13 protein-coding genes are annotated in these 23,515 nt (G+C 67.4%); 10 read left to right on the top strand and 3 right to left on the bottom strand.

What is annotated here, in order from left to right; translation table 11 throughout:
- The first annotated feature begins 2 nt into the window (after positions 1-2).
- The 3 genes from ABZ004_RS28215 (at position 3) to ABZ004_RS28205 (ending at position 3,519) form a co-directional block, all read left to right on the top strand.
- The gene (locus ABZ004_RS28215; protein WP_355684091.1) at positions 3-617 is read left to right on the top strand and encodes a hypothetical protein; all 615 of its coding nucleotides are present in this window, start codon (positions 3-5) and stop codon (positions 615-617) included.
- Positions 618-706: 89 nt separating this feature from the next.
- Positions 707-1,348 carry a phosphotransferase gene (locus ABZ004_RS28210; RefSeq protein WP_355684090.1) on the top strand — a complete coding sequence of 214 codons (642 nt, stop codon included), beginning with the start codon at positions 707-709 and terminating at the stop codon, positions 1,346-1,348.
- A 122-nt stretch (positions 1,349-1,470) separates the two neighbouring features.
- Entirely contained in the window at positions 1,471-3,519 is a 2,049-nt protein-coding gene (locus ABZ004_RS28205) for a glycosyltransferase family 39 protein (protein ID WP_355684089.1), read from the top strand.
- Positions 3,520-3,573: 54 nt separating this feature from the next.
- Here ABZ004_RS28205 and ABZ004_RS28200 read toward each other — a convergent pair whose 3' ends face one another.
- Positions 3,574-4,560: a pirin family protein gene (locus tag ABZ004_RS28200; protein WP_355684088.1), complete on the bottom strand. Its 987-nt coding sequence runs from the start codon at positions 4,558-4,560 to the stop codon at positions 3,574-3,576.
- A 445-nt stretch (positions 4,561-5,005) separates the two neighbouring features.
- On the opposite strand from ABZ004_RS28200, the gene ABZ004_RS28195 reads away from it, so the two are divergent.
- A complete protein-coding gene (locus ABZ004_RS28195; protein WP_355684087.1) occupies positions 5,006-5,704 on the top strand; it encodes a hypothetical protein in 699 nt (232 codons plus the stop codon).
- A 130-nt stretch (positions 5,705-5,834) separates the two neighbouring features.
- Here the strand turns inward: ABZ004_RS28195 and ABZ004_RS28190 are convergent, their stop codons facing one another.
- Positions 5,835-8,009: an MMPL family transporter gene (locus ABZ004_RS28190; protein WP_355684086.1), complete on the bottom strand. Its 2,175-nt coding sequence runs from the start codon at positions 8,007-8,009 to the stop codon at positions 5,835-5,837.
- A 36-nt stretch (positions 8,010-8,045) separates the two neighbouring features.
- Entirely contained in the window at positions 8,046-8,600 is a 555-nt protein-coding gene (locus ABZ004_RS28185; RefSeq protein ID WP_355684085.1) for a TetR/AcrR family transcriptional regulator, read from the bottom strand.
- Between the two features lie 106 nt (positions 8,601-8,706).
- Here ABZ004_RS28185 and ABZ004_RS28180 point away from each other — a divergent pair, with 106 nt between their 5' ends.
- The 6 genes from ABZ004_RS28180 to ABZ004_RS28155 all read left to right on the top strand — a co-directional run bounded on the left by ABZ004_RS28180 (position 8,707) and on the right by ABZ004_RS28155 (position 23,508).
- On the top strand, positions 8,707-9,564 hold the full coding sequence (locus ABZ004_RS28180) for a bifunctional methylenetetrahydrofolate dehydrogenase/methenyltetrahydrofolate cyclohydrolase (protein ID WP_355684084.1): 858 nt from the start codon (positions 8,707-8,709) through the stop codon (positions 9,562-9,564).
- 35 nt (positions 9,565-9,599) lie between these two features.
- Positions 9,600-9,833, top strand: a complete 234-nt coding sequence (locus tag ABZ004_RS28175) for a DUF3017 domain-containing protein (protein ID WP_355684083.1) — start codon at positions 9,600-9,602, stop codon at positions 9,831-9,833.
- A gap of 75 nt (positions 9,834-9,908) precedes the next feature.
- Positions 9,909-13,166 carry a S8 family serine peptidase gene (locus ABZ004_RS28170; RefSeq protein WP_355684082.1) on the top strand — a complete coding sequence of 1,086 codons (3,258 nt, stop codon included), beginning with the start codon at positions 9,909-9,911 and terminating at the stop codon, positions 13,164-13,166.
- A 67-nt stretch (positions 13,167-13,233) separates the two neighbouring features.
- Positions 13,234-16,530, top strand: coding sequence for a S8 family serine peptidase (locus ABZ004_RS28165; RefSeq protein ID WP_355684081.1), 3,297 nt, complete (start codon positions 13,234-13,236; stop codon positions 16,528-16,530).
- A 177-nt stretch (positions 16,531-16,707) separates the two neighbouring features.
- Complete coding sequence (locus ABZ004_RS28160) at positions 16,708-20,022, top strand: S8 family serine peptidase (RefSeq protein ID WP_355684080.1); 3,315 nt, start codon at positions 16,708-16,710, stop codon at positions 20,020-20,022.
- A gap of 114 nt (positions 20,023-20,136) precedes the next feature.
- Positions 20,137-23,508 (top strand): S8 family peptidase, encoded by a 3,372-nt coding sequence (locus ABZ004_RS28155; protein ID WP_355684079.1) that lies wholly within the window; start codon positions 20,137-20,139, stop codon positions 23,506-23,508.
- Positions 23,509-23,515 lie beyond the last annotated feature (7 nt).

The following is a 23,515-nucleotide window of genomic DNA, read 5'->3' as shown; positions in this document are numbered from 1 at the left end:
GCATGGCCGAGATTCCGGGAACAACTGCGCCGACGACCCCAGAGGCCGTCGCGCTGACGAACCTGTGGATCGACCGCCTCCCCGGCAGTCGGCCTGTCTGCTACACCTTGCGGGGAAGTCAAAGCGACAGGTGGGTGCGCTTCCACTCGCTACCGGAATCGAAACGGTACGCCGACGGCTTGGCGGAGTACCGCGAGCTGTTCCATCGGCAGACCACAGTGCTGGATGAACTGCTGGCGTTGACGGATGGCGAGGAGTTGCTCGTCATCACCTCGTCCTGGTCGGACAGCGAACAGCGCATCGAGCGCGGTGAAGAGATCGCGGCGGCTGTGCCGGAAGCCTCGCCGTGGATCAGTGTCGCCCCGCACGACGATAACGAGAGCTGGTCGCACCTGTTCGTCTCGCGCCTCGACCGGCGCAGTCCTCGTCTGATCAAGGTGCTGCGATTGGTCGCGGACTTCGCCACCGGGAATGTGCTGATCAGCGATCCACAGCTGACCTGGCTCTTCGCCCCGTACGACGGGGGCGTCGACGTCATCGCGCCAACTCCACAGGACCGCGATGCCCTGCGCGCCCGGCATCAGGAGTGGCTCTCGAAACACCCGGGCGGATACTGACGCTGTTTCAGACCGCGGAGAACAAGCGTTCCGGGCTGCTGGCGGAAATTGCCAGGCTGATTCGGGAACTGAAAAGTAGGCTTCCTTGCATGGATCTGCCTGGCTTGCTGAAGCGGTTTGATGCCTCGGAGGCTGAGGCGGTTGAGCTTGGGTTCTCTGGGGCGACCGTTGTGCGGCTGGTGCGGCGGGGGGAAACCCTTTATTACAAGGCCGGAGTCAGGGTTGAGGACGAGGCGGACCGCCTTGGCTGGCTTGCTACGACTGATATTCCGGCGCCTCGGGTGCTCGAGCGTGGCGACGGGTGGATGCTCACGACCGAACTCCGGGGGCGTGACGCCTCGCAGGATTGGCCCGCCGCCGAGCGCCCCGCAGTACTGGCTGCTCTTGCTGAAGGTCTGCAGCGGTTGCACTCGTTGACCGAGTGCCCGTTCTCGTCGCCGTTTCCGGGGCCGCGAGCGGTCGTGACGCATGGGGACTACTGCGCGCCGAACGTCTTCATCGACCCCGCCACGCTGCGCTTCAGCGGCATCCTCGACGTCAGCCGCCTCGGCCTCGGCGATCCGTATCTCGACCTCGCCCTGATGCACACGAGTCTCAGCAACGGTCTCAATCCCCAGTACGGCGGTCTCCCGGCTGCCCGCGACTTCGTAGTACTGGCCGGCGCCGACCCCGACGACACCCGCATCAAGCACTACGCACAACTCGACAGCACTGGTAACTACACGTCATGAACACCGTCGAACTCGCGATCGGCTGGACTCCCAGGAGGTTCCCAGGAAGCTGACAGCGAGGCTGCAGTCCTGCTTGGCAGGGTTCCAGGTATGCCTACCCGTCATCACCTGGAGAACGCCAAATGACTGCATTACTCGTTCCGCCGCAGACGTCAGCCGACCCCCAGGTCGTTCCACCGAGCCGGTTTCGACGGCTGATCCGCGGGCCGGTTGACCAGCCGGCCTTCGTTCGGCCGTCCGCCTTCGGGTTGCTGGTGATGACGGCCGTGCTGTATCTGTGGAATCTGACTGCGTCGGGCTACGGCAACACCTTCTACGCGGCCGCCGTGCAAGCCGGATCGCAGAGTTGGAAAGCCTGGCTGTTCGGCGCTCTGGACTCGGGCGGCGCGATCACCGTGGACAAACCGCCGGGCGCGCTGTGGGTTGGCTCGGCCTTCGCACGAGTCTTCGGTTTCTCCAGCTTCTCTGTGCTGGTTCCGCAAGCCCTGATGGGTGTTGCGGCGGTGGCGTTGCTCTACGCAACGGTCAAGCGCACCTCTGGTGCGGTCGCCGGGTTGCTGGCGGGCCTCGTACTGGCGGTCACACCGGTCGCCGTACTGATGTTCCGGTTCAACAATCCTGATGCACTGTTGGTGCTGTTGATGGTGGCCGCGGCGTACTGCGTGGTGCGAGCCGTCGAGAAGGCTGGGCCGAAGTGGTTGGCGCTGGCCGGTGTTGCGATCGGTTTCGCCTTCCTGACAAAGATGATGCAGGCCTTCCTGGTGCTGCCGGCCTTCGCGCTGGTGTACCTGGTCGCAGCGCCCACACCTCTGCGGAAGCGGCTGCTGCACTTGGTAGGTGCTCTGCTGGCTGTGGTGGTCTCCGCCGGCTGGTACGTCGCGCTGGTCGAGCTGTGGCCCGCATCGAGCCGGCCGTTCATCGGCGGATCCACGAACAACTCGCTGCTGGAGTTGGCGGTGGGCTACAACGGCCTGGGTCGCATCCTGGGTGGCGCGGGCAACGGCGGCGGCGGAAATGGTGGCGGAGGTGGTGGCGGCAACACCGGCTTCGGCGGCAGTACCGGTCTGACCCGGATGTTCGGGGACTCCTTCGGTACGGAAATCTCCTGGTTGTTGCCTGCGGCATTGATCGCCATGGTGGGTGGACTATGGGTTACTCGTCGAGCAGCTAGGACCGACCTGGCCCGCGTAGGGCTGCTGCTGTGGGGCGGTTGGTTAGTGGTCACGGCCCTTGTCTTCAGCTACATGAGCGGCACCACCCATCCGTACTACGCGGTTGCGCTGGCACCGGCGATCGCCGGACTGATCGGGACCGGCGTACGCATCTGCTGGCAACGCCGTACCGACCTAGTGCCTCGGCTAGTGCTAGCGGCGATGACGGCAGCCACAGGGATCTGGGACTACGTTCTGCTCGGCCGTACACCAGATTTCCTTCCCTGGTTGCGATTCGTAGTACTGGTACTCGGCCTCGTGGCTGCTGCGGTTCTTGCCTTCGGCGTACGGCGGTTGGGTCGCCTCGTGCCCGCCGTGATCGTCACGGTCGTCCTGGCTCTCGGGCTCGGAAGTACCGCGTACGCCGTGTCGACCGCTGCGCAGACGCACAGCGGCTCCATCCCCACCTCAGGACCCTCGAGCAACGCGATGGGCGGAGGCGGAGCTCACGGCGCAGGCGGTGCCACCGGCGGAAGGGGTGCACCCAGCGGAAGCGGCAGAACCGGCGGCCCCGGCGGCCAGCCCCCGGGCCGATCCACGACCGGCCAGTCCACAACCGGCCAGTCCACGACCGGTGAGCAAGGAGCGCCTGATGGCGGTGGCGGCGGCGGTGGTGGTGGCGGCCAGGCAAACTCCGAACTGACGGCGTTGTTATCGAAGACGACGTCCACGTGGGCTGCCGCGACCAACGGTTCGCAGTCCGCCGCGACTCTGGAGCTGGCCAGTGGCAAGGCCGTGATCGGCATCGGCGGCTGGAGCGGTGGCGACAACGCACCGACCCTGGCGCAGTTCGAGCAATATGTTGCCGAGGGCAAGATCTCGTACTACGTCGCAGGCGGTCAGGGCGGCGGTGGCCAAGGCGGCTCCACCTCGTCGGCCAGTGAGATCCTCGCCTGGGTGAAAGCCAACTACACAGCCCAAACCGTCGGCAGCAGTACGGTCTACAACCTCACCAGCTGAAGGAGCAGCGAAACTACCAGCGGGCCCACCTGCGAAGGTGGGCCCGCTGAAGCGTTAGTTGGATTCGTGCAGGTCGGTTCCCAGGCCGTGTACTGCCGGGATCGTGCCCAGCTTGCCGGCTTGGAAGTCTTCGAACGCCTGGATGACCTCGGCGCGGGTGTTCATCACGAACGGGCCGGCCATCGCGACGGGTTCGCGGATCGGGCGGCCGCCGAGGAGCAGTACGTCCAAGTTGGGTTCCGCCTGCGACTGGGAGATCGCTGCCGCAGTACGGATCGTGTCTCCGGCGCCGAACAGAGCCAGCTGGCCCTTGCGGATCGGGCGGTGCTCCGCGCCGACCGTGCCCTGGCCGGCGAGCACATAGACCAATGCGTTGTAGTCCGGCTGCCATGGGAGCACCAACTCGGCACCCGGGCTGACCGTCGCGTGCACCAGGGTGATCGGCGAGTACGTCGTACCGGGTCCGTCGTGTCCGTCGACCGAGCCCGCGATGACGCGGATCAATGCGCCGCCGTCGGCCGTCGAGAGGAGAGCCGAGTCGCCGCCGCGGATGTCCTGGTAGCGCGGCGGTGCCCACTTCTGCGCCTTCGGCAGGTTCACCCAGAGCTGGATGCCGTGGAACAGCCCGCCGCTGAGCACGAGGTGCTCGGGTGGAGTCTCGATGTGCAGCAAGCCCGAGCCTGCGGTCATCCACTGGGTGTCACCGTTGGAGATCACACCGCCGCCGCCCTGGGAATCCTGGTGCTCCATGATCCCGTCGAGCATGTACGTGACGGTCTCGAAGCCGCGGTGCGGGTGCCACGGAGTGCCCTTCGGCTCACCCGGCGCGTACTCCACCTCGCCCATCTGGTCCATGTGGATGAACGGGTCCAGGTCGCGCAGGTCGACCCCGGCGAACGCCCGGCGTACCGGGAACCCCTCGCCCTCATACCCACTCGGCGCCGACGTCACCGACCGGACCGCACGCTCCTTGGCGACAGCAGGATCCGGCCGGTGCACCCGCGGCAGCACCGTGATGTCAGGGACCGTGACGGCAGGCATGATGAACTCCTCGCTCTAGATAGTTCAAGAATAAACTATCTCCCTCAACCCTGACAACCCCCGCCTCATTCCCGTACGACGAACAGCAGCCGCCCCGCCGGGCTCCTACGTTCGCCCGGCTCCCCACCCCCAGCTCCGCGACTCCGTCGCCGCTCCCGCTGCCTTGGTTCGAGCCCTCTTGCCCACCCACCAGGTGATCTCAGTGAGACTGGCCACCTCGCAGGGGCCTGACAAGTCCGAGGCCACCTCCTGCCCGCACCCCAAGAGCTGTTGCCCCATGGCCCCATGATGGAGAAGGAACTGGGAAATGAGCCCTAGTGATGGATGTTTACCCGTCAGCTCCGTTGGACTGTTACGTCCGCTGAGAGAGGCCTGACAGCGTCATACTTGAATGTCTGTTCCTCGGTGCAAGCCGAGTGAAATCGGGGATCCGAAAGGAGTACGGGTGTCACCATCTCGCGATACTGACGAGTTCCTGGCGAACCTCGACTATGGCTCGACATGGTTGGAGTCCGAGTCCTACGTGGCGAGGGAACTCCACCTCGACCTCGACAAGGGCGAGCACCTGGGGGACGACTGGGTGCTCACACCTGACGAGGTGCGCCTTGCGGGATGCCGGCGGATCATTGACTCCTCGCCCGGACCTGTTGTTCTTGAGGTCCTGGTGGCTGCGCTCCGGGAGTCGTACCACCTGCGCCGAGTGCATACGCTGCTGACTCAGATCGCGGCGACCGCCGCCGAGACGTGGCGAAGCGGTGACCGTGGCTTTGCCAACCGCGACTTGCTGCGTCGCGTGAGCCAGGCCTATCGCTACGGGGTGAAGCCTGCAGACCTCGACTTCGTACTCGAGATGTGCAGCGAACCAACCTTCGCGTCACAGAACACAGGCAACGTCGAAGATCTCCGCGCCTACTGGTTCGATTCCCTGGCCAAGATCAAGGACCGCCGAGTTGGCGACTTCTGCCGCACCATCATCCAGGAAGACCTCGGGGCCTGGTCCGACTTCCGACTCATCGACGCCCTGCGGGCCGCGGCCAAGTCATGGGAATCCGCTGACGCCGAGGCGTTCAGCCGCATAGCTGCAGAGCACCCCGACAGCTGGATCAGGCAGAACACGAAACGCATCCTCGAACGACACGCTTGAGCTAGCACTGGCGATCGTCGAACGAACCTAGAAGAAAAAGGCCCGGCGGAGGGTGATCCGCCGGGCCGTATTCGTAGGTGGTGGTCCGGTTGCTTCACCTCGCGATGGCTGCTGGGTGGGCGGCTGTACCTCAGTCGACGGTGACGAGCTGTTTGTCGGGGGTTTCGCGGACGTGCAGGGAGTCGCCTTCGATGTCCACCTTTGGGGTGATCCGGTCGAGCCACTGGGGGAAGAACCAGGCGCGGTTGCCGAGGAGGGTGAGGACGGCGGGGACGAGGGTCATCCGGACGACGAAGGCGTCGATCAGTACGCCGATGGTGAGACCGAAGCCGACCGTCTTGATCACCGGGTCCGGGGCGAACATGAAGCCGGCGAAGACCGCCGCCATGATGAGTGCCGCCGCCGTGACCACCCGGGCGCCGTGGCCGACGCCTTCGATGGTCGCCTCGGTCGCGGCCCGGCCGTGCACGAACTCCTCCCGGACCCGGGACACGATGAATACCTCGTAGTCCATCGCGAGCCCGAACAGGATGCCCATCATGATGATCGGCAGGAAGCTCACCAGTGGCCCGGGCGAATCGACGCCGAGCAGCGAGGCGCCCCAGCCCTTCTGGAACACCGCGACCGTGATCCCGAAGGTCGCCCCGATCGTCAGCAGGAAGCCGAGCGTCGCCTTCAGCGGTACCAGGATCGACCGGAACGCGAGCAGGAGCAGCAGGAACGAAAGCCCGATCACCACGATCAGATAGAGCGGCAGTGCTGCGGTCAGCTTGTTCGACACGTCCACGCCGACCGCCGTGTTGCCGGTCACCGAGATCGTCTCGTCGCCGCTGGCCAGCGGGTGGATCACGTTCCGCAGGTCCTTCACCAGCTCGGCAGTCTGCTCACTTGCCGGCCCGCCGGTCGGAATCACCGTCACCAACCGCGTCGTACCGTTGGCGCTGGCCGGCCCGGGCTGAACCGCCGCGACATCCTTGAGGCCCTTGGTCTTCGCGAGCACCTGCTCGACCAGCGCACCCGTCTTCGCGGGATCGTCGCTCCGCACCACAACCACGAGCGGCCCGTTCGATCCCGGACCGAAGGCAGCAGCCGCCAAGTCGTAGGCAACCCGCTGGTTGGTCCCGGCCGCCGCCGACGCGCCGTCCGGCAGCGCCAGCCGCATGTCCTGCGTCGGAATCGCCAGTACGCCGAGCCCGATGATGCCCACGGCAACGATCGGCACCCGCAACCGGGTCACCAACCGCGCCCACCGGAACCCGAACCCACGAGCAGTCTTGACGGCGGCGGCCCCCGGCTTGCGAAGCTTCCGCGGCAAGACCCGCGGCCCGATGAACCCAAGCAGCGCGGGAAGCAGCGTCACAGCAACCAGTACTGCGGTAAGCACCGTCGCCGCCGCGGCCAGCCCCATCGCGGTCAGGAACGGAACCCCCACCAAACTCAACCCAGCCAGGGCAATCACTACCGTCGCACCGGCGAACAACACCGCCGACCCAGCGGTAGCGGTTGCCCGGGCCACCGATTCTTCCTCGTCCATCCCCTCAGCCAGTTGCGACCGATGCCGCGAGCTGATGAACAACGAGTAGTCGATCCCGACCGCCAACCCGAGCATCAACGCCAGGATCGGAGCCGTCGACGAGACATCCACCACCGCGGTCACCAGGAACAGGCCAGCCATCCCGGCCAGCACGCCGGCCAGAGCGGTCAGCAACGTCATCCCAGCAGCAACCAGCGAGCCGAAGGTGATCACCAGTACGACGGCCGCGATGACGACGCCGATCACTTCGGTGATGCCGAGCGGCGGCGCGCCACCGACGATCTGCCCGCCGGGCACGACCTGGAGATCACCCGAGCTCAGCGCGTCCAGTTCGTCGTACGCCGTGGTCGTGGTCTTCGCCAGTTCGTCCGCGGGCTTGGTGAACTGGACGTTGATCAGCCCCGTCGTACCGTCCGGGCTGATCGCCTTGCTGGTAAAGGGATCCACTGCGCCGACGACCTCGGGCAACTGGTTGGCCTTGGCAACGGCTGCGCCGACCGCGGCCTTCACTGCGGGCGTGGTCAGGGTCTGGCCGGCCGGTGCCTTCACCACGATCGTCGCGGAGGCGCCGCTGGCGGCCGGGAGCTCCGTCTTCAGGGCGTCGAGGGCTCGCTGCGACTCGGTGCCCGGGATCGAGAAGGTGTTCGCCGTCTTGCCGCCGAGCGTCAGGGAGCCGACGCCGAGCAGGACGAGCACGAACACCCAGATCGCGGTGACGAGCCGGCGCCGCTGATAGGAGAACCGGCCGAGCCGGTACAGGAGGTTGGCCATGGCAGAAGGCGTCCGTTCGCTGGAGTATGGCGGGGGTCAGGGGTTGAGCCGGAGGATGCGGCGCAGCGCCGTGTCGCAGAGGGTGTGCAGTTCGGCGTCGCTGCGTTCGCCGGGGTGCCGGCACTCGCCGAGCAGGCCGTTGATGGCGAACTTCGCCAGATCGATCTCGAGTTGGTCGTCGGTGCCGCCGGCCAGGATCTCGGTCAGCCGCAGCCCGGCTGAGATCAGCTGGGCGAACTCCGGGTACTGATCCAGCGTGCCCAGCAGATCCTGCAGCACGTTGATGAGGCCGCGGAACTCGACGGCGAGGTCGATGAAACGGGTCAGCGCGAATTCCTGCGCCGCCGCGGCAGGCATCTCCTCGGCTGCCGCGACCAACTCGTTCAACGCGATCCGCGAAGGTTCGAGAACGGCGGCGAGCACCGCCGGTTTGCCGTTGAAGTGATAGAGCACGGTCGCCTTCGAGCATCCTGCGGCCGTCGCGATGTCCTGCAACGAGCTCGCGTCGTACCCACGGCTCCCGAACAGCGCCATCGCCTGTTGCTCGATCTCGCGCCGGGTCCGCTCCCGCGCCGGGGTGGTTGTCGCCATATCCATCACTATCCTGACCGATCGGCCAGTTTTCAACCGATCGGTCAGTTTTGTGGCCCAAGTCACCCCACGTCAGCCCTGACAAGGTGCGTGGGAGGATCAGGGCGTGACGGCGGAGATTCTGGATGGCAAGGCGACCGCGGCGGCGATCAAGAGCGAGCTGGCGGTGCGCGTGGCGAAGCTGGCCGAGCAGGGGGTGGTGCCCGGGCTGGGCACGATCCTGGTCGGCGACGACCCGGGCAGCCGGGCCTATGTCGCGGGGAAGCACCGTGACTGCGCCGCGGTCGGGATCTCCTCGCTCCAGGTCGAACTGCCGGATACCGCGACCCAGGACGAGATCGCCGCGAAGGTGATCGAGCTGAACGAGAACCCGGACTGCACCGGCTTCATCGTCCAGCTGCCGTTGCCGAAGCACGTCGACACCAACGCGATCCTCGGCCTGATCGACCCGCTGAAGGACGCCGATGGCCTGCACCCGGTCAGCCTCGGCAAGCTGGTCCTCGGTCAGGACGGCCCGCTGCCCTGTACGCCGAAGGGCTGCGTCGAGATCCTCCGCCGGTACGACGTACCGATCGCCGGGGCGCATGTGGTCGTCATCGGCCGTGGCGTCACCGCCGGTCGCCCGATGGGCCTGCTGTTCACCCGCAAGTCCGAGAACGCGACCGTCACCCAGTGCCACACCGGCACCAAGGACCTGGCCGCCGTGGTACGGACCGGTGACATCGTGATCGCCGCGGCCGGTTCGGCCGGGCTCGTCACCGCCGACATGATCAAGCCCGGCGCCGTCCTGCTCGACGTCGGCACCAGCCGGAGCGCCGAGGGCAAGATCGTCGGCGACATCGACCCGGCCGCCCGCGAGGTGGCGAGCTGGATCGCGCCGATGCCCGGCGGGATCGGCCCGATGACCCGGGCGATGCTGCTCACCAACGTGGTGGAAGCGGCCGAAGCGGCCGTCGCCGGCTGATGGCAGGAGAGGCGCAGCGCCACAGCGAGTGGCCGTTGGCTCTGTCAGGCCTGGTGGCCGCGGCCGGCCTGGTGATCCTCACCTTCTACGACTGGCGCAACGGCATCCTGATCTTCGCCGGTGGCGTCCTGCTGGCCGGCCTGCTCCGCGCCGCCCTCGGTGACGACGCCGCCGGCCTGCTGCACGTCCGCAGCCGCATGTTCGACGCCGCCCTCCTCCTCGGAGTAGGCGCCGCGATCCTCCTCCTGGGCCTCATCGTCCCGTCCTGAACTGTCACCGCAACGGCGTCACCGGCGCGTTGAAGGGGAGTCCTAGTCCCACCGAGGAAGGACTCCTCCTCCATCATGCGCAGCTCCCACCGAAGAACGGTCGCCCTGATCAGCGGTGTCCTTCTGCTGGCCGGCCAGGTCCCGCCGGCCCACTCGAAGACGCCGGCGCCCAAGGCCGGCTGGGATCCGTCCCACAGCGTCACCCTGCTGACCGGTGACACCGTCCGGCTCGGCCCGACCGGTCAGCCCGAACTCAAAACTCGCCGCAAAGACATTTCGTACGCCGTGCAGAAGGTCGCCGGCCACCTGTACGTCGTACCGTCCGATGCCGCGACCCTGCTGAGCCAGGGGAAACTCGATCGCCGCCTCTTCGACGTCAGCGCCCTGCTCGCGGACGGCATGGACGACCAGCACAGCCAGGAGGTGCGGCTGCTGGTCGAGTACTCCCAGCCGACCGGGAAGCTCCGCTCGATCAACGCCTCGCCGACCCGCTTCGCCAAGACCGAGGCCGCGACTGGCTGGGCGGATCTGGTGAAGGGGCAGCGGCTCGCCGGGGCCGTCCGCAAGGTCTGGCTCGACGGCAAGCGCAGGCTCAGCCTCGACCGGTCCGTTCCGCAGATCGGCGCCCCGGAGGCGTGGAAGTCCGGCCTGACCGGCAAGGGCATCAAAGTCGCCGTTCTCGACACCGGGATCGATGCGTCGCATCCCGACCTGGCCGGCAAGGTGATCGCCGCCGAGAACTTCACCGAGGACACCCCCGGGGACCACTTCGGCCACGGCACCCATGTCGCCTCGACCATTGCCGGATCCGGCGCCGCGTCGGGTGGCCGGTACCGCGGCGTCGCACCGGATGCCGAACTGCTCGACGGCAAAGTCTGCTTCTATGACAGCTGCTCCGACTCCGACATCCTGGCCGGGATGGAGTGGGCCGTCGCCCAGGGCGCCGACGTCGTCAACCTCAGTCTCGGCGGCATCGACACCCCCGAGGTCGATCCGCTCGAAGAGGCCGTCAACCGGCTCAGCTCGCAGGCCCTCTTCGTCGTTGCCGCAGGCAACTGGCCGTACTGCACCAGTCCCCGGTACGGCGTATCGTCACCGGCCACCGCCGATGCGGCCCTCGCCGTCGGCGCCGTCGACAAGGCCGACGCGTTGGCGGACTTCTCCTGCACCGGCCCGCGACTCGCCGACCACGCGATCAAGCCGGACCTCACCGCGCCCGGCGTCGACATCGTCGCTGCCCGCGCCCAGGACGGCATCATCGGTGAGCCGGTCGACGAGAACTACACCAAGCTGTCCGGTACGTCGATGGCTACGCCGCATGTCGCCGGCTCGGCCGCGATCCTGGCCCAGCAGCACCCGGGCTGGACGCCGGCCGGACTCAAGGCGGCGCTGATGGCCTCGGCGAAGATCAATCCGGACCAGAATCTCTTCCAGCAAGGCGCCGGCCGGGTCGACGTCGCTGGTGCGACCAGGCAAAGCGTCGCGCCCCTGGAAGGCAGCCTTTCCTACCCGGTCCAGGTCTATCCGCACACCGACGACAAGCCGGTCAGCAAGACGATCACCTACCAGAACGCCGGTACGGCGGACGTCGACCTCAATCTGGCGGCTATGGGCAACGGTCCCGACGGGAAGCCGGCCGGCACCTTCACCGTCAGCCGGTCCTCGCTGCACGTCCCCGCAGGAGGCACCGCACAGGTCACCGTCACCGCGAACACCCGGCTGGACGGCCCGAACGGCTTCTACGCCGGCCGGGTCACTGCTACCGCCGGCACGATCCGGCTGATCACAGCGCTCTCGGTGGAGCGCGAGGCCGAAAGCTACAACCTGACCATCAGGCACCTGGACCGGCAAGGCGCGCTGACGTCTCCGGTCGAGACGGTGGTGGCGTCACACACCGATCTCGAGGCGGCCGAGTTCGCCTACGACCCAGTCAGCGTGGTCCGGATGCCGAAGGGCAAGTACACCCTGGACAGCTATCTGCGGATGCCGACGAGTGATGGGAGTAAGGACCGCATCTTCCTGGCGATGCCGGAGGTCGACCTGAGCAAGGACACCACGGTGACCTTCGACAGCGCGTTGGCCAAGCCGGTGAAGGTCGCGGCACCGCGAGCAGACGCCGCGCCGTACTCGATCGAACTCGGTTTCGCCCGCGGTACGTCGCTGTCCTTCGCCTACCTCACCGGTAGCTCCTTCGACGGTCTCTCCACCGCCCAGATCGGCCCGGCCGTCGCGGGCAAGGACTTCGCCAGCACGTTGCTGACGCAGTGGTGCAAGCCCGGTGAACCGATGGGTTGCGACGACGCCTCGCCGTACCAGTACCTGCTGCAGTGGTTCGTGCCGGGCAAGCTCTACACCGGCTTCGACAAGGTCGTGCGCCCGCAGGACCTGGCCGTCGTCAAGGCCGATCATGCGTTCACCACCAACGACAGGATGGAGATGGCCCGGATCGCCAGACCGGTCGCGGATCTGCCCGAGCAGTCCACCACCGGGTTCAGTCTCTTCCCGAAGCTGCCCGGCAACACCACCTTCTACCTCCAGGCGGAGGGCATCCGGTGGTCCACGCAGTACCGGGAGATTGTTGTCGATCCGGACACCGGCAACTGGGGCAACGGAACCGAATTCGGTGCGTCGCCCCGGATCTACCGGCCTGGCACCACGAGCTTCGAGCAGTGGAACAAGGGCGTCTTCGGACCAGGCTTCCCCGCCACCGACCGGCGGCCGTTCGATCCGGCCCGGCGCCCGTGGGCCGGGAGGACAGGAGATCATCTGTACGCCGATCTGCCCTTGTTCACCGACGGTTCAGGGCACCCGGGCTTCTCGCCGACGGACCGGACCCGGACCACGTTGACGCAGAACGGCACGGTCGTCGCCGAGAACACCACGACGGCCGGTGCGCTCGCAGCAGACCTGCCGCCCGGCGACGCGGCGTACCGGCTGGAGGTGGACGCCGTCCGCGCCTCGCAAGGCGGCCTGACGAGTGAGGTGCGGGCGGCCTGGACCTTCCGTTCGGCGAACACCGGTGCCGACACGGCCTTGCCGCTGTCCGCGATCCGGTTCTCACCGGCGCTGGACGATCACAACCGGGCCAAGCCGGGCTGGATCGGCGTGCGAGTGGAACCGCAACCGACCGCAGAACCGGTGGCAACCCTCGCGATCGAGGCTTCCTTCGACGGAAAGACCTGGCACTCGGCCCCGCTGCGACACGGAGCCGGCGGCTGGCAGGCCAAGGTGGTGCCACCCTCCGGTACGGCGTACGTCGCCCTGCGCGGCCGTTCGACCGATCGGGGCGGCAACACGGTGGACCAGACGATCCTCCGCGCCTACAAAGTCTGAGCGCGAACCTTTCGAGGAAATTCGAAAGGATTGCCGCGGGACCGAGTAGCACGTATGCATACTCGGTATGCAGATCAGTGGGGTAGGGAGCCGGCGGCTGGGATGGTCGGCGTTGACGGTCACGGCACTGCTGGTGGTTTCAGCGGGCGTCTCGCACGCAGCGCCGGCAGAAGCCGGACGGCGGCCGGAGAGGGTGCAGCCGGATCAGGCGGTCACGCTGCTGACCGGGGACCGGGTCGTACTGCGGGGTGGGGATCCCACCAAGATCGCGGTCGACCCGGCTCCCGGACGCCAAGGGATCGGGTTCCAGCTCTTCCGCAAAGGCGCTGCGGTCTCGGTGATCCCGGCCGACGTCGCCCCGGCGATCGCGGCCGGCCGGTTGGATCGGCGGCTGTTCGATGTCACCGGCCTGATCAAGGACCGGTACGACGATGCGCACAGCAAGGTGATCCCGCTGATCGTCACGTACGCCGGTACGACGCGCGCCAAGTTGCCGCAGGCCACCACTGGCAAGGCGCTGCCGGCAGTGAACGGCGAGGCGGTCCGGCTCGCCAAGCAGAACGCGAGCGGCTTCTACAAGTCGGCCGTCAGCGCGAAGATCGGCATCCGGAAGATTTGGCTCGACGGCAAGCGCAAGCTCAGCCTCGACCAGTCGGTCCCGCAGATCGGCGCCCCCACGGCCTGGCAGGCGGGCTACACCGGCAAGGGCGTCACGGTCGCGGTTCTCGACTCCGGGATCGACGCCACTCATCCCGATCTCGCCCCGCAGCTCGCCGGTGCCGCCAACTTCACCACCGAGCAAGCCGGTGACTTCGTCGGCCACGGCACCCACGTCGCGTCCACCATCGCCGGTACGGCGGCGGCCTCGAACGGCAAGTACAAGGGCGTCGCTCCGGACGCCAAGCTGCTCGACGGCAAGATCTGCATGTTCGACGGCTGCTACGAGTCGGCAATCCTGGCCGGGATGGACTGGGCTGCCACCGACAAGCACGCCCAGGTGATCAACCTGAGCCTCGGCGCCACCGACTTCCCGGAGATCGATCCGCTCGAGGAAGCCGTCAACCGGCTTACCGCATCGACCGGCGCCTTGTTCGTGATTGCCGCTGGCAACGATGGGCCGGACACCGCGACGATCGAGTCGCCCGGCAGCGCGGACGCGGCGCTCACCGTCGGCGCTGTCGACAAGCAGGATCAGCTGGCCGACTTCAGCAGCCGCGGGCCGCGCGTCGGCGACAGCGCCGTCAAGCCCGACATCACTGCGCCCGGCGTCGGCATCGTCGCCGCGAAGTCCAAGAACTCGGTCATCGGCGAACCGGTCGGCGACCAGTACCTCCGGCTCCAGGGCACGTCGATGGCGACACCGCACGTCGCCGGCGCAGCCGCCCTGCTGGCGCAGGAACACCCCAGCTGGAAGGCAACCGAGCTCAAGTCCGCACTGATGGCGTCGGCCAAGCCGGCGGCGAACCAGACGGTCTTCGAGCAAGGCGCCGGCCGGGTCGATCTGACCAAGGCGATCACCCAGAACGTCTTCGCCGTACCGGGCAGTCTGGCCTTCGGCAAGGCGAGCTGGCCGCACAACGACGACACTCCCGTCGCCAAGCAGCTCACCTATCGCAACACCGGCGCGACACCGGTGACGCTGCACCTGACGGCGAACCTCGGTACGCCGGACGGCAGCCCGGCGCCGGCCGGTGCACTCACCTTGAGCGCCAATACCCTCACCGTGCCGGCCGGTTCGACCAATTCGGTGACTGTCACCTCCGACACCAGAACAGAAGGCCCGGACGGAACCTACAGCGGCCGGATCGTCGCCACCGTTGGTGATTCCGCCGTCGTCACCCCGTTGAGTCTGGAGCGGGAGGTCGAGAGCTACGACCTCACGATCAAGACCGTCGGCACCGATGGAGCCCCGCTGGCCGGTGGATTCGGCCCGCTGACCGATCTCGATTCCGGGTGGGGCAACATCCAGTTCGCGGAGAGCGACACGGTGACCGTCCGGCTTCCCAAGGCGGACTACCAGCTGACCTGGAACTCTTCGGAGGCGTCCGGTTTCTACTCGATCCAGGTGCCGAACGTCAGCCTGACCCACGACCTGACAGTGGTCGCCGACAACCGGCTCGCCAAACCGATCAAGGCCACGGCGTACCGTCCGGACGTCACGACCGCGCTGGTCGAGGCCGGCATCCACCTCACCACACCGACCCAGAGCATCGGCTCTTCGGCGTACTCCGTCGGGGTGGGCGCCACCCTCTTCGCTGGCCACGTCGGCGAAGCGCGTCCGGGCGACCAACTCGTCTCGTACGTCGGGAACCAGTTGTCCATCCCCGATGCGGATGGCGACTTCGTGGACAGTCCGGTCAACTACCACCTCTTCGAGAGCAAGCCAGGGTTCTACGACGGCTACGTCCGGCAGGTCCGGGACAGCGACCTGGCCAGGATCGTGTCCACCCGCAATGCGACCTCGGCTCGTTCGACCGAGGTGGGACTGGCGGGCGAGACCGGCGACGGGGTCGGTGGGATCTTCCTGCTGCTGCACTTCAAGCAGCCGACAAAGGTCGTGCACCTGGTCGAGCCCGCGCCGACGGCTTCCTGGACCACGTTTTTCGACGAGTACCAGCCGGATGCCGAGGGCTTCCCGCTGCAGGTCACGTTCCTCAACAGCCGCACGCTGAGCTACCACGCGGCACAGACCTACCGCGAGCGCTGGAACGCCGCCGCCTTCGTGCCGACCTTCGGCGGGTACGCCGGCGCCGTCCGCGACGGCGACCAGTTGCTGATCGGTGCCTACTCGCACTCCGACGCCGACAACCATTCCGGCCAGTCGATGGCGGACTCGAGTGGGACGAAGGTGTTCCGCAACGGCGTCGAGGTCGGCTCCTCGCCGTACTTCGCGGACGTCCAGCTGGCTCGCCTCGATCCGGCCAAGGCGGCGTACCGGGTGGAGACGAGGATCGACCGGAGCTCGTTCTCGACGTTCTCCACCCGGACCAAGCTGACCTGGCGGTTCACGTCGGCTGCCACCGAGACCGCCACCACGCTGCCGTTGCGAACCATCCGGTATCTGCCGGAGGTGGACAAGTGGAACGCGGTGCAGCGCAAACCGGTCCTCGTGGTGCCGTTCACCTTTGATGCACCGGCCGGGGCGACGCTGCCGGCGATCCGGAAGATCACGGCTCAGGTGTCCGGTGACGACGGCAAGACGTGGCGCCCGGCGTACGTCGTACCGGCTGGTCGGGGTGGTTATCGGCTGGTGGTCGCGCTGCCCCACGGAGCGAAGGAGGTGTCGTTGCGGGCAACGGCGACCGATGTCCAAGGCAACTCGATGGAGCAGACCGTACTGCGCGCCTTCTCAATCTCCGATTGAACTGCGCGATTTCAGGCTGAACCGGGGCCGGATTTCTGCCTGAAAGTGCAGATCTGAGATCCGGGGCAACGGTCGACAGGGGTTCATGCGTCTCACTCAACGTGTCGCCTCGTTTCCGCACTGTGAGGGCCGCGGGGCGGCACCTGTTGAGGACAACCGATCTGGAGGGGATTCATCGTGGGATCTATATCCAGAGCAAGGCGGTTCGGCCTACCGGCCGTCGCCTCGCTTGCAGTACTCGGCATCGCTATGTCCGGTGCTGCGCAGCAAGCACTAGCCGCACCACCGAAGCCGGCCGGAATCAGCAAGGCCAAGCTGAAGCCGGACCAGCACGTCACGCTGCTGACCGGTGACCGGGTCACTCTGCACGGCGGCGATCCGGCCAGGGCCTCGATCGAGCCAGGACCGGGCCGCAGAGGGGTGACCTTCAGTGCCCAGCGGACCAACGGCAAGCTGTACGTGATTCCGTCGGACGTCAACCCGCTAGTGGCCTCCGGCCGGATCGACCGGCGGCTCTTCGAGGTCGCCGGGCTGATCGAGGCCGGCTACGACGACAAGGCGAGTTCGTCGATCCCGTTGCTGGTCAGCTATCAGGGCAAGGCGAACCGCTCGGCGCCCGCCGGCGCGACCGTGACGCGGTCCCTGCCGGTGATCAACGGCGCCGCGGTCACGGTGGACAAGAAGGCGGGCTTCCTGAAGGGCCTGACGACAGCGCGATCGGCCAATGGGATCGACAAGATCTGGCTGGACGGCAAGCGTCACGTCACCCTGGACCAGTCGGTGCCGCAGATCGGCGCTCCGACGGCCTGGGCGGCCGGCTACACCGGCAAGGGTGTCTCGGTCGCGGTGCTCGACACGGGCATCGACAAGACCCACCCCGACCTCGCCACCCAGGTTGCCGGCGAGAAGAACTTCACCGATGAGCAGACTGGTGACTTCGTCGGTCACGGCACCCATGTGGCCTCGACGATCGCCGGTACCGCGGCGGCGTCGGCCGGCAAGTACAAGGGCGTCGCACCGGACGCGAAGCTGTACGACGGCAAGGTCTGTGAGCTCGACGGCTGCCCCGACTCGGCGCTGCTGGCCGGGATGGAGTGGGCCGCCAAGGAGGTCAAGGCGAAGGTCGTCAACTTCAGCATCGGCGGGCAGGACACCCCGGAGATCGACCCGCTCGAGCAGGCGGTGAACAAGCTGACGGCCGAGACCGGCACGTTGTTCGTGATCGCCGCCGGTAACAGCGGTCCGGGCGTCGGCTCGATCGAGTCGCCGGGCAGCGCCGACGCCGCGCTGACCGTCGGTGCGGTCGACAAGCAGAACCAGTTGGCCGACTTCTCCAGCCGCGGCCCGCGGCTCGGCGACGGTGCGGTCAAGCCCGACGTCACCGCGCCGGGCGTGGACATCGTCGCGGCCAAGTCGAAGGACTCGCAGATCGGCGAACCGGTCGGCCAGTACTACCTGAAGCTCTCCGGAACGTCGATGGCCACCCCGCACACCGTGGGCGCCGCCGCGATCCTGGCCCAGGAGCACCCGACCTGGAAGGCAGCCGAGCTCAAGGGCGCCTTGATGGCCTCGGCGAAGGTGGCGGCGAACCAGACCGCGTTCGAACAAGGCGCCGGCCGGATCGACCTCACCAAGGCCATCACCGCGTCGGTGATCGCCGAGCCGGGCAGCGTCTCCTTCGGGACCGCTCAGTGGCCACACAACGACGACACCCCGGTCACCAAGACCGTGACGTACCGCAACCTCGGCGACAAGCCGGTCACGCTGGCGCTGAACGCCACGCTGACCGGACCGGACGGAAACCCTGCTCCGGCCGGCGCACTGTCGTTGAGTGCTCACGAGGTGACCGTCCCGGCCGGTGGCACCGCTACCGTCCAGGCCACCTCGAACACCAAGCACAACGGTCCGGACGGCGGCTACTCCGGCCGGATCAATGCCACCGCGGATGGTGTCGCGGTGACCTCGCCGATCGGGGTCGACAAGGAGGTCGAGAGCTACACGCTGACGATCAAGCAGATCGGCCCGGACGGCAAACCGTCCGGCGATAGCACGCTCGTCTTCGGGCTGGACGAGTTCAGGTTCGAGTTCGCTGGTGACCCGAGCGGGACCGCGAAGGTCCGGCTGCCGAAGGGGACCTACCTGCTGGAGGCTGACCAGTACGTACCTCGGGACGAGGAGCACGGGGACAGCTACCTGATGCTCGATCCGAAGGTCGGACTGACCGCCGACAAGACGGTGGTGTTCGACGCGAGGGCCACTCGGCCGGTCTCGACGACCGTGCCGCGCAAGGACGCGAAGCTCATCCTCGCCGACGTCGGCTACGACCGGTACGCGACCTCGTCGCTCGGTTCCTCCGCTCTCGTCTTCGACCTCAGCAGCGTTCACACGGCGCAGGTCGGCCCAGCACTCGCACGGGCCGAGCTGACCGGCCACGTCGTGTCGAACTGGGGCAAGCCGGACGGCACGGGCTGGTTCAACGGGACGCCGTACCTGTACGGGATCGCGAACAGCATTCCCGGCAAGTTCCCCACCGGTTTCAGCCGGACCGTCCGGCAGCAGGAGCTGGCCACGGTGGAGCAGGTCTTCCACAAGACCGCGGACCGGTCGGCGACGAAGACCACCTCGGTGATCCTGCCGAACCAGAGCGGCGCCTGGACCCCGATCCTCACCTACGACCTGCCGACGGTCACCCGGAACTATCTCGAGGCCGGCCCCGTAGGCTGGACCACCGACTTCGCCGAGATCGTCCCGAGTCAGGATCCGCAGGATCCGTTCCCGGTCGTCGTGACCGACTTGAGCGCCGAGAACGTGCAGTACAAGGCGGGGCGAACGGTCCACGAGAACTGGAACACCGCCGCGTTCGTTCCCCAGGTCGGGCTCGGTTCCCGGCTCGGTGACGAACTCCAGGTCGGCATCTACACGAACACCGACGCCGAGGGGCACCAGGGCTTCACGCTGACGGACTCGGCGAGCAGCAAGCTGTTCCGCAACGGCAAGCAGGTCGCGGAGTCGGAGGACTTCGGCTACATCGATGCGACCGGGTTGCCGGCCGCGAAGGCGAAGTACAAGTACGTCACGACCGGTACGAGGACCTCCGTCTCGGGCTTCTCCACGCGCACGGAGCTGGCGCTCACCTTCAGCTCGGCCGCCTCGGAGGAGGAGACCGTCGTACCGATGCGTTCGCTGCGGTACCGGCCGGCGGTGGATCTGAACAACATCGTGAAGCGGACCCCGGTCACGGTGTTGCCGGTCCAGGTGGACGGTCTCCCTGGCGCCACTCTGCCGAAGGTCAAGAAGCTGGAGATCCAGGTGTCGGGTGACAACGGCAAGACCTGGCACCCGGCCGCCGTAGTACCGGTTGGAAAGGATGGCTACAAGGCCGTCTTCGTCACGCCGAAGGGCGCGAAGTCCGTGTCCCTGAAGGCGAAACTGGTCGATGCCGGTGGCAATACCACCGAGCAGACCACGATCGCGGCCTACCCGCTGCGCTAGGGGAAGGGTGCCCGGGGAGTTTCCCGGGCACCCGATCTTTTTCGGCTGGGTCAGCGTCACATCTGCCGGGGCCCGCGCAGCGCGGGCCCCGGCGCGACTACTGGGGAGAACGGGATGCGACGGAGGAAGAGGGGGCCGGCGCTCGCGCTGGCGACGGTGCTGGCGGTGGCGATCACCGGCAGCGCCGTGGCGGCACAGGGAGCGAACGCCGAGCCGGCCGGGCACGGAACCGCACAGGTGGGGCACAGCGCCGGTCAGGCGGGACGCGGCGCCGATCAGGTGGGGTATGGGGCTGGTCAGGCGGGGCGCAGGGCTGATCAGGTGGTCACGTTGATCACCGGGGACAAGGTGATCCTGCCGGGTGGTGATCCGGCCAGGCTCCGGATCGAGCGGGGTCAGGGACGCGAGCGCGTGATGTTCCAGGTCCGGCGCGGCAAGTTCGGTCTCGTGGTGATGCCGACGGATGTCAGCTCGGCGGTGACATCCGGCCAGCTCGACCGGCGCCTCTTCGACGTGACCGGATTGATCAGGATGGGGTACGACGACGCGCACGTCCGGGCGACCCCGTTGCTGGTGGAGTACGACGCCCGGCAGCGGTCGGCGCTCTCGTTGCCCGGAGCAACGGTGACCCGGCAGCTGCGGTTCATCGGCGGAGCGGCCGTCCAGGTGCAGAAGAACGCCTCGGGGGAGTTCCTCAGGCACCTGGGCGGCACCGCCCGGTCGGCCGGTGGGATCAAGAAGATCTGGCTGGACGGCAAGGGCCGGGTCCTGCTCGACCAGAGCGTTCCGCAGATCGGCGCTCCCGCTGCCTGGAAGGCGGGGTACACCGGCAAGGGCATCAAGGTGGCGGTGCTCGACACCGGCATCGAGAACACGCACCCGGACCTCAAAACCAGAGTGGTCGGGGCGAAGAACTTCACCAGCGACCCGGCCGGCGACAAGTACGGGCACGGCACTCACGTCGCCTCGATCATCGCCGGCACCGCCGCAGCATCGAAGGGCAAGTACAAGGGCGTCGCGCCCGATGCACAGCTGCTCGACGGCAAGGTGTGCGACGGCGAGGGGAACTGCGACGAGTCGGCCGTGATCGCTGCGATGGAATGGGCGGCCGTCGAGCAGAAGGCCAAGGTGGTCAACATCAGCCTCGGCTGGCCGGACACGCCCGAGGTGAACCCGATGGAGCAGGCCCTCAACCGGCTCACCGCACAGACCGGCACCCTCTTTGTCGTTGCTGCAGGCAACAAAGAACCCGGCGCGGAAACCGTGACCTCGCCCGGAAGCGCGGACGCCGCGCTCACCGTCGGTGCCGTGGACAAGAAGGACCAGCTGGCCGAGTTCTCCAACCAGGGGCCGCGGATCGGCGACGGCGCGATCAAGCCCGATGTCACCGCGCCCGGTGTCGACATCGTCGCCGCCCGGGCGAAGAACGGCGAGATCGGCGAACCCGTCGGCCAGTACTACCTGAAGCTGTCCGGTACGTCGATGGCCACCCCGCACGTCGTCGGCGCGGCCGCCCTCCTCGCGCAGGAACACGCCAACTGGAAGGGTCCTGAGCTCAAGGCGGCCCTGATGGGTTCGGCCAAGAAGCTCCCCGGTCAAGGAGTCTTCGCGCAGGGTGCCGGCCGGATCGACGTCGCCAAGGCGATCACCGCGACCGTCCTGGTCTCACATGGCAGCCTCTCGTTCGGCACGGCCCTGTGGCCGCACACCGACGACAAGCCGGTGGCGAAGCAGTTGACGTACCGCAACCTCGGCAAGACCCCGGTCAAGCTGGCCCTCAAGCTCACCGCAACCGCGGCGGACGGCAAGCCCGCCCCGGCCTCGGCGTTCAAGCTCAGCGCCACCTCGCTGACGGTCCCGGCCGGCGGCAGCGCCTCGGTGACGGTCACCTCGAACACCAAGCACAACGGCCCCGACAGCCTGTACTCCGGCCAGGTGGTCGCCACCGCGGGCAAGGTCACCATCGGTACGCCGCTCGCGGTCGACAAGGAGGTCCAGAGCTACGACCTGGTCCTTCCGCACCTCGGACCTGATGGCAAGGGCACCGAGCTGGCCGGCACATTGGTCTACTCGCTCGACAAGGAGTTCAGTGCCGAGGTCACACCGGCTGCGAACGGGACCGCCAAGCTCCGGTTGCCGAAGGGCCGGTACTTCATCGACGGCAAGGTCGGCGACGACCAGGGCCGGCTCTACCAACTCGTCTGGCCGCACGTCGTACTGGACCGGGCGACCACCGCGCCGATCGACGCCCGCAAGGCCAAGCCGGTGCGGATGACCTTGCCGCGTGCCGATGCGCGCCTCGGGCAGGTGCAGATCGGCTACCAGCGGACCATGTCCGAGGGGCCGGAGAGCAACTCCATCTATGCGCCGGCGCTGGACCAGGTCTTCGTCGGGTCACTGGGGAAGCCGGCACCGAAGGGCGAGATGGTCTCGTTCATCTCCACCCGCTGGGGTGTTCCGAAGCCGGACGGCCAGTTCCTCGATTCGCCGTACACGTACAACCTGTTGCAGGCAAAGCAAGACAGCTACTTCACCGGCTACAGCAGGACGGTTCGCGACCGGGACCTGGCGAAGATCGTCACCCAGTACGCCGCGGATCAGCCGGGGCTGCTGGCGCTCGACGAACGGTTCGGCGTCGTGGCCGGGATGGGGGGCAGCAGCTCCGGTCAGATTTTCGCGTTCTCCCGGCCGAGCCGGATCACGCACTACGTCGAGCCCGGAGTGACGTGGTCCTCGATGGTCGACACCTATCAGCCGGACAGCGGGGACGGCCGGTGGCTGACCAACCACATCTCTGGCGAGCAGATTTACCGGGCAGGCAGGTCGTACGCCGAACGCTGGGGCGCGGCCGTCGCCGTACCGGCTGTTGCGGACGGTGGTTCGAACCGGACCGGTGGTGAGATGAACATCTACGTCCAGCCGAACGCCGACGCGGACGGTCACTCCGGTGACTCGCTCGAGATGGATCAGTCGGCGATCAAGCTGTACCGCGATGGCAAGCTGATCGGGTCGGACACCCTTCCCGGGCAGCTGAACGTCGACGGGCTGCCGGCCGGCAAGGCGGCGTACCGGCTGGAGTCGTCGCAGACGCGATCGCTGCTGCAGCTGGCGACGAAGATGAGCACGGTGTGGACCTTCAGCTCGCAGGCCGGTAGCGACGCGGCACCGCTTCCCTTGTGGGTGGTGCTGTTCCGGCCGAAGGTCGATCCGGCGAACTCGGTCGCCCGGCAGCCGATCTCGATCCTGCCGCTCGACGTGGCGACCCAGCCGGGGGCGAAGGTCGGCGCGGTGAAGCAGGTGACGCTGCAGGTCTCGGGCGACGGCGGGAAGACCTGGACGAAGGCATCCGTCCTGCCGACCGGGAAGTCTTATCGAGCAATCTTCAAGACGCCTGCAGGAAAGCTGATCTCGGTCCGGTCGACTCTCACCGACAAGAACGGCAACTCGGTCACGCAAACGGTGATCAACGCCTACCGAGTGCGGTAAAGCAGAA

This window comes from Kribbella sp. NPDC006257, from assembly GCF_040613535.1.
In the GTDB taxonomy this organism is placed as follows: Bacteria; Actinomycetota; Actinomycetes; order Propionibacteriales; family Kribbellaceae; genus Kribbella.
This window is presented reverse-complemented; position numbering and strand designations above follow the sequence as displayed.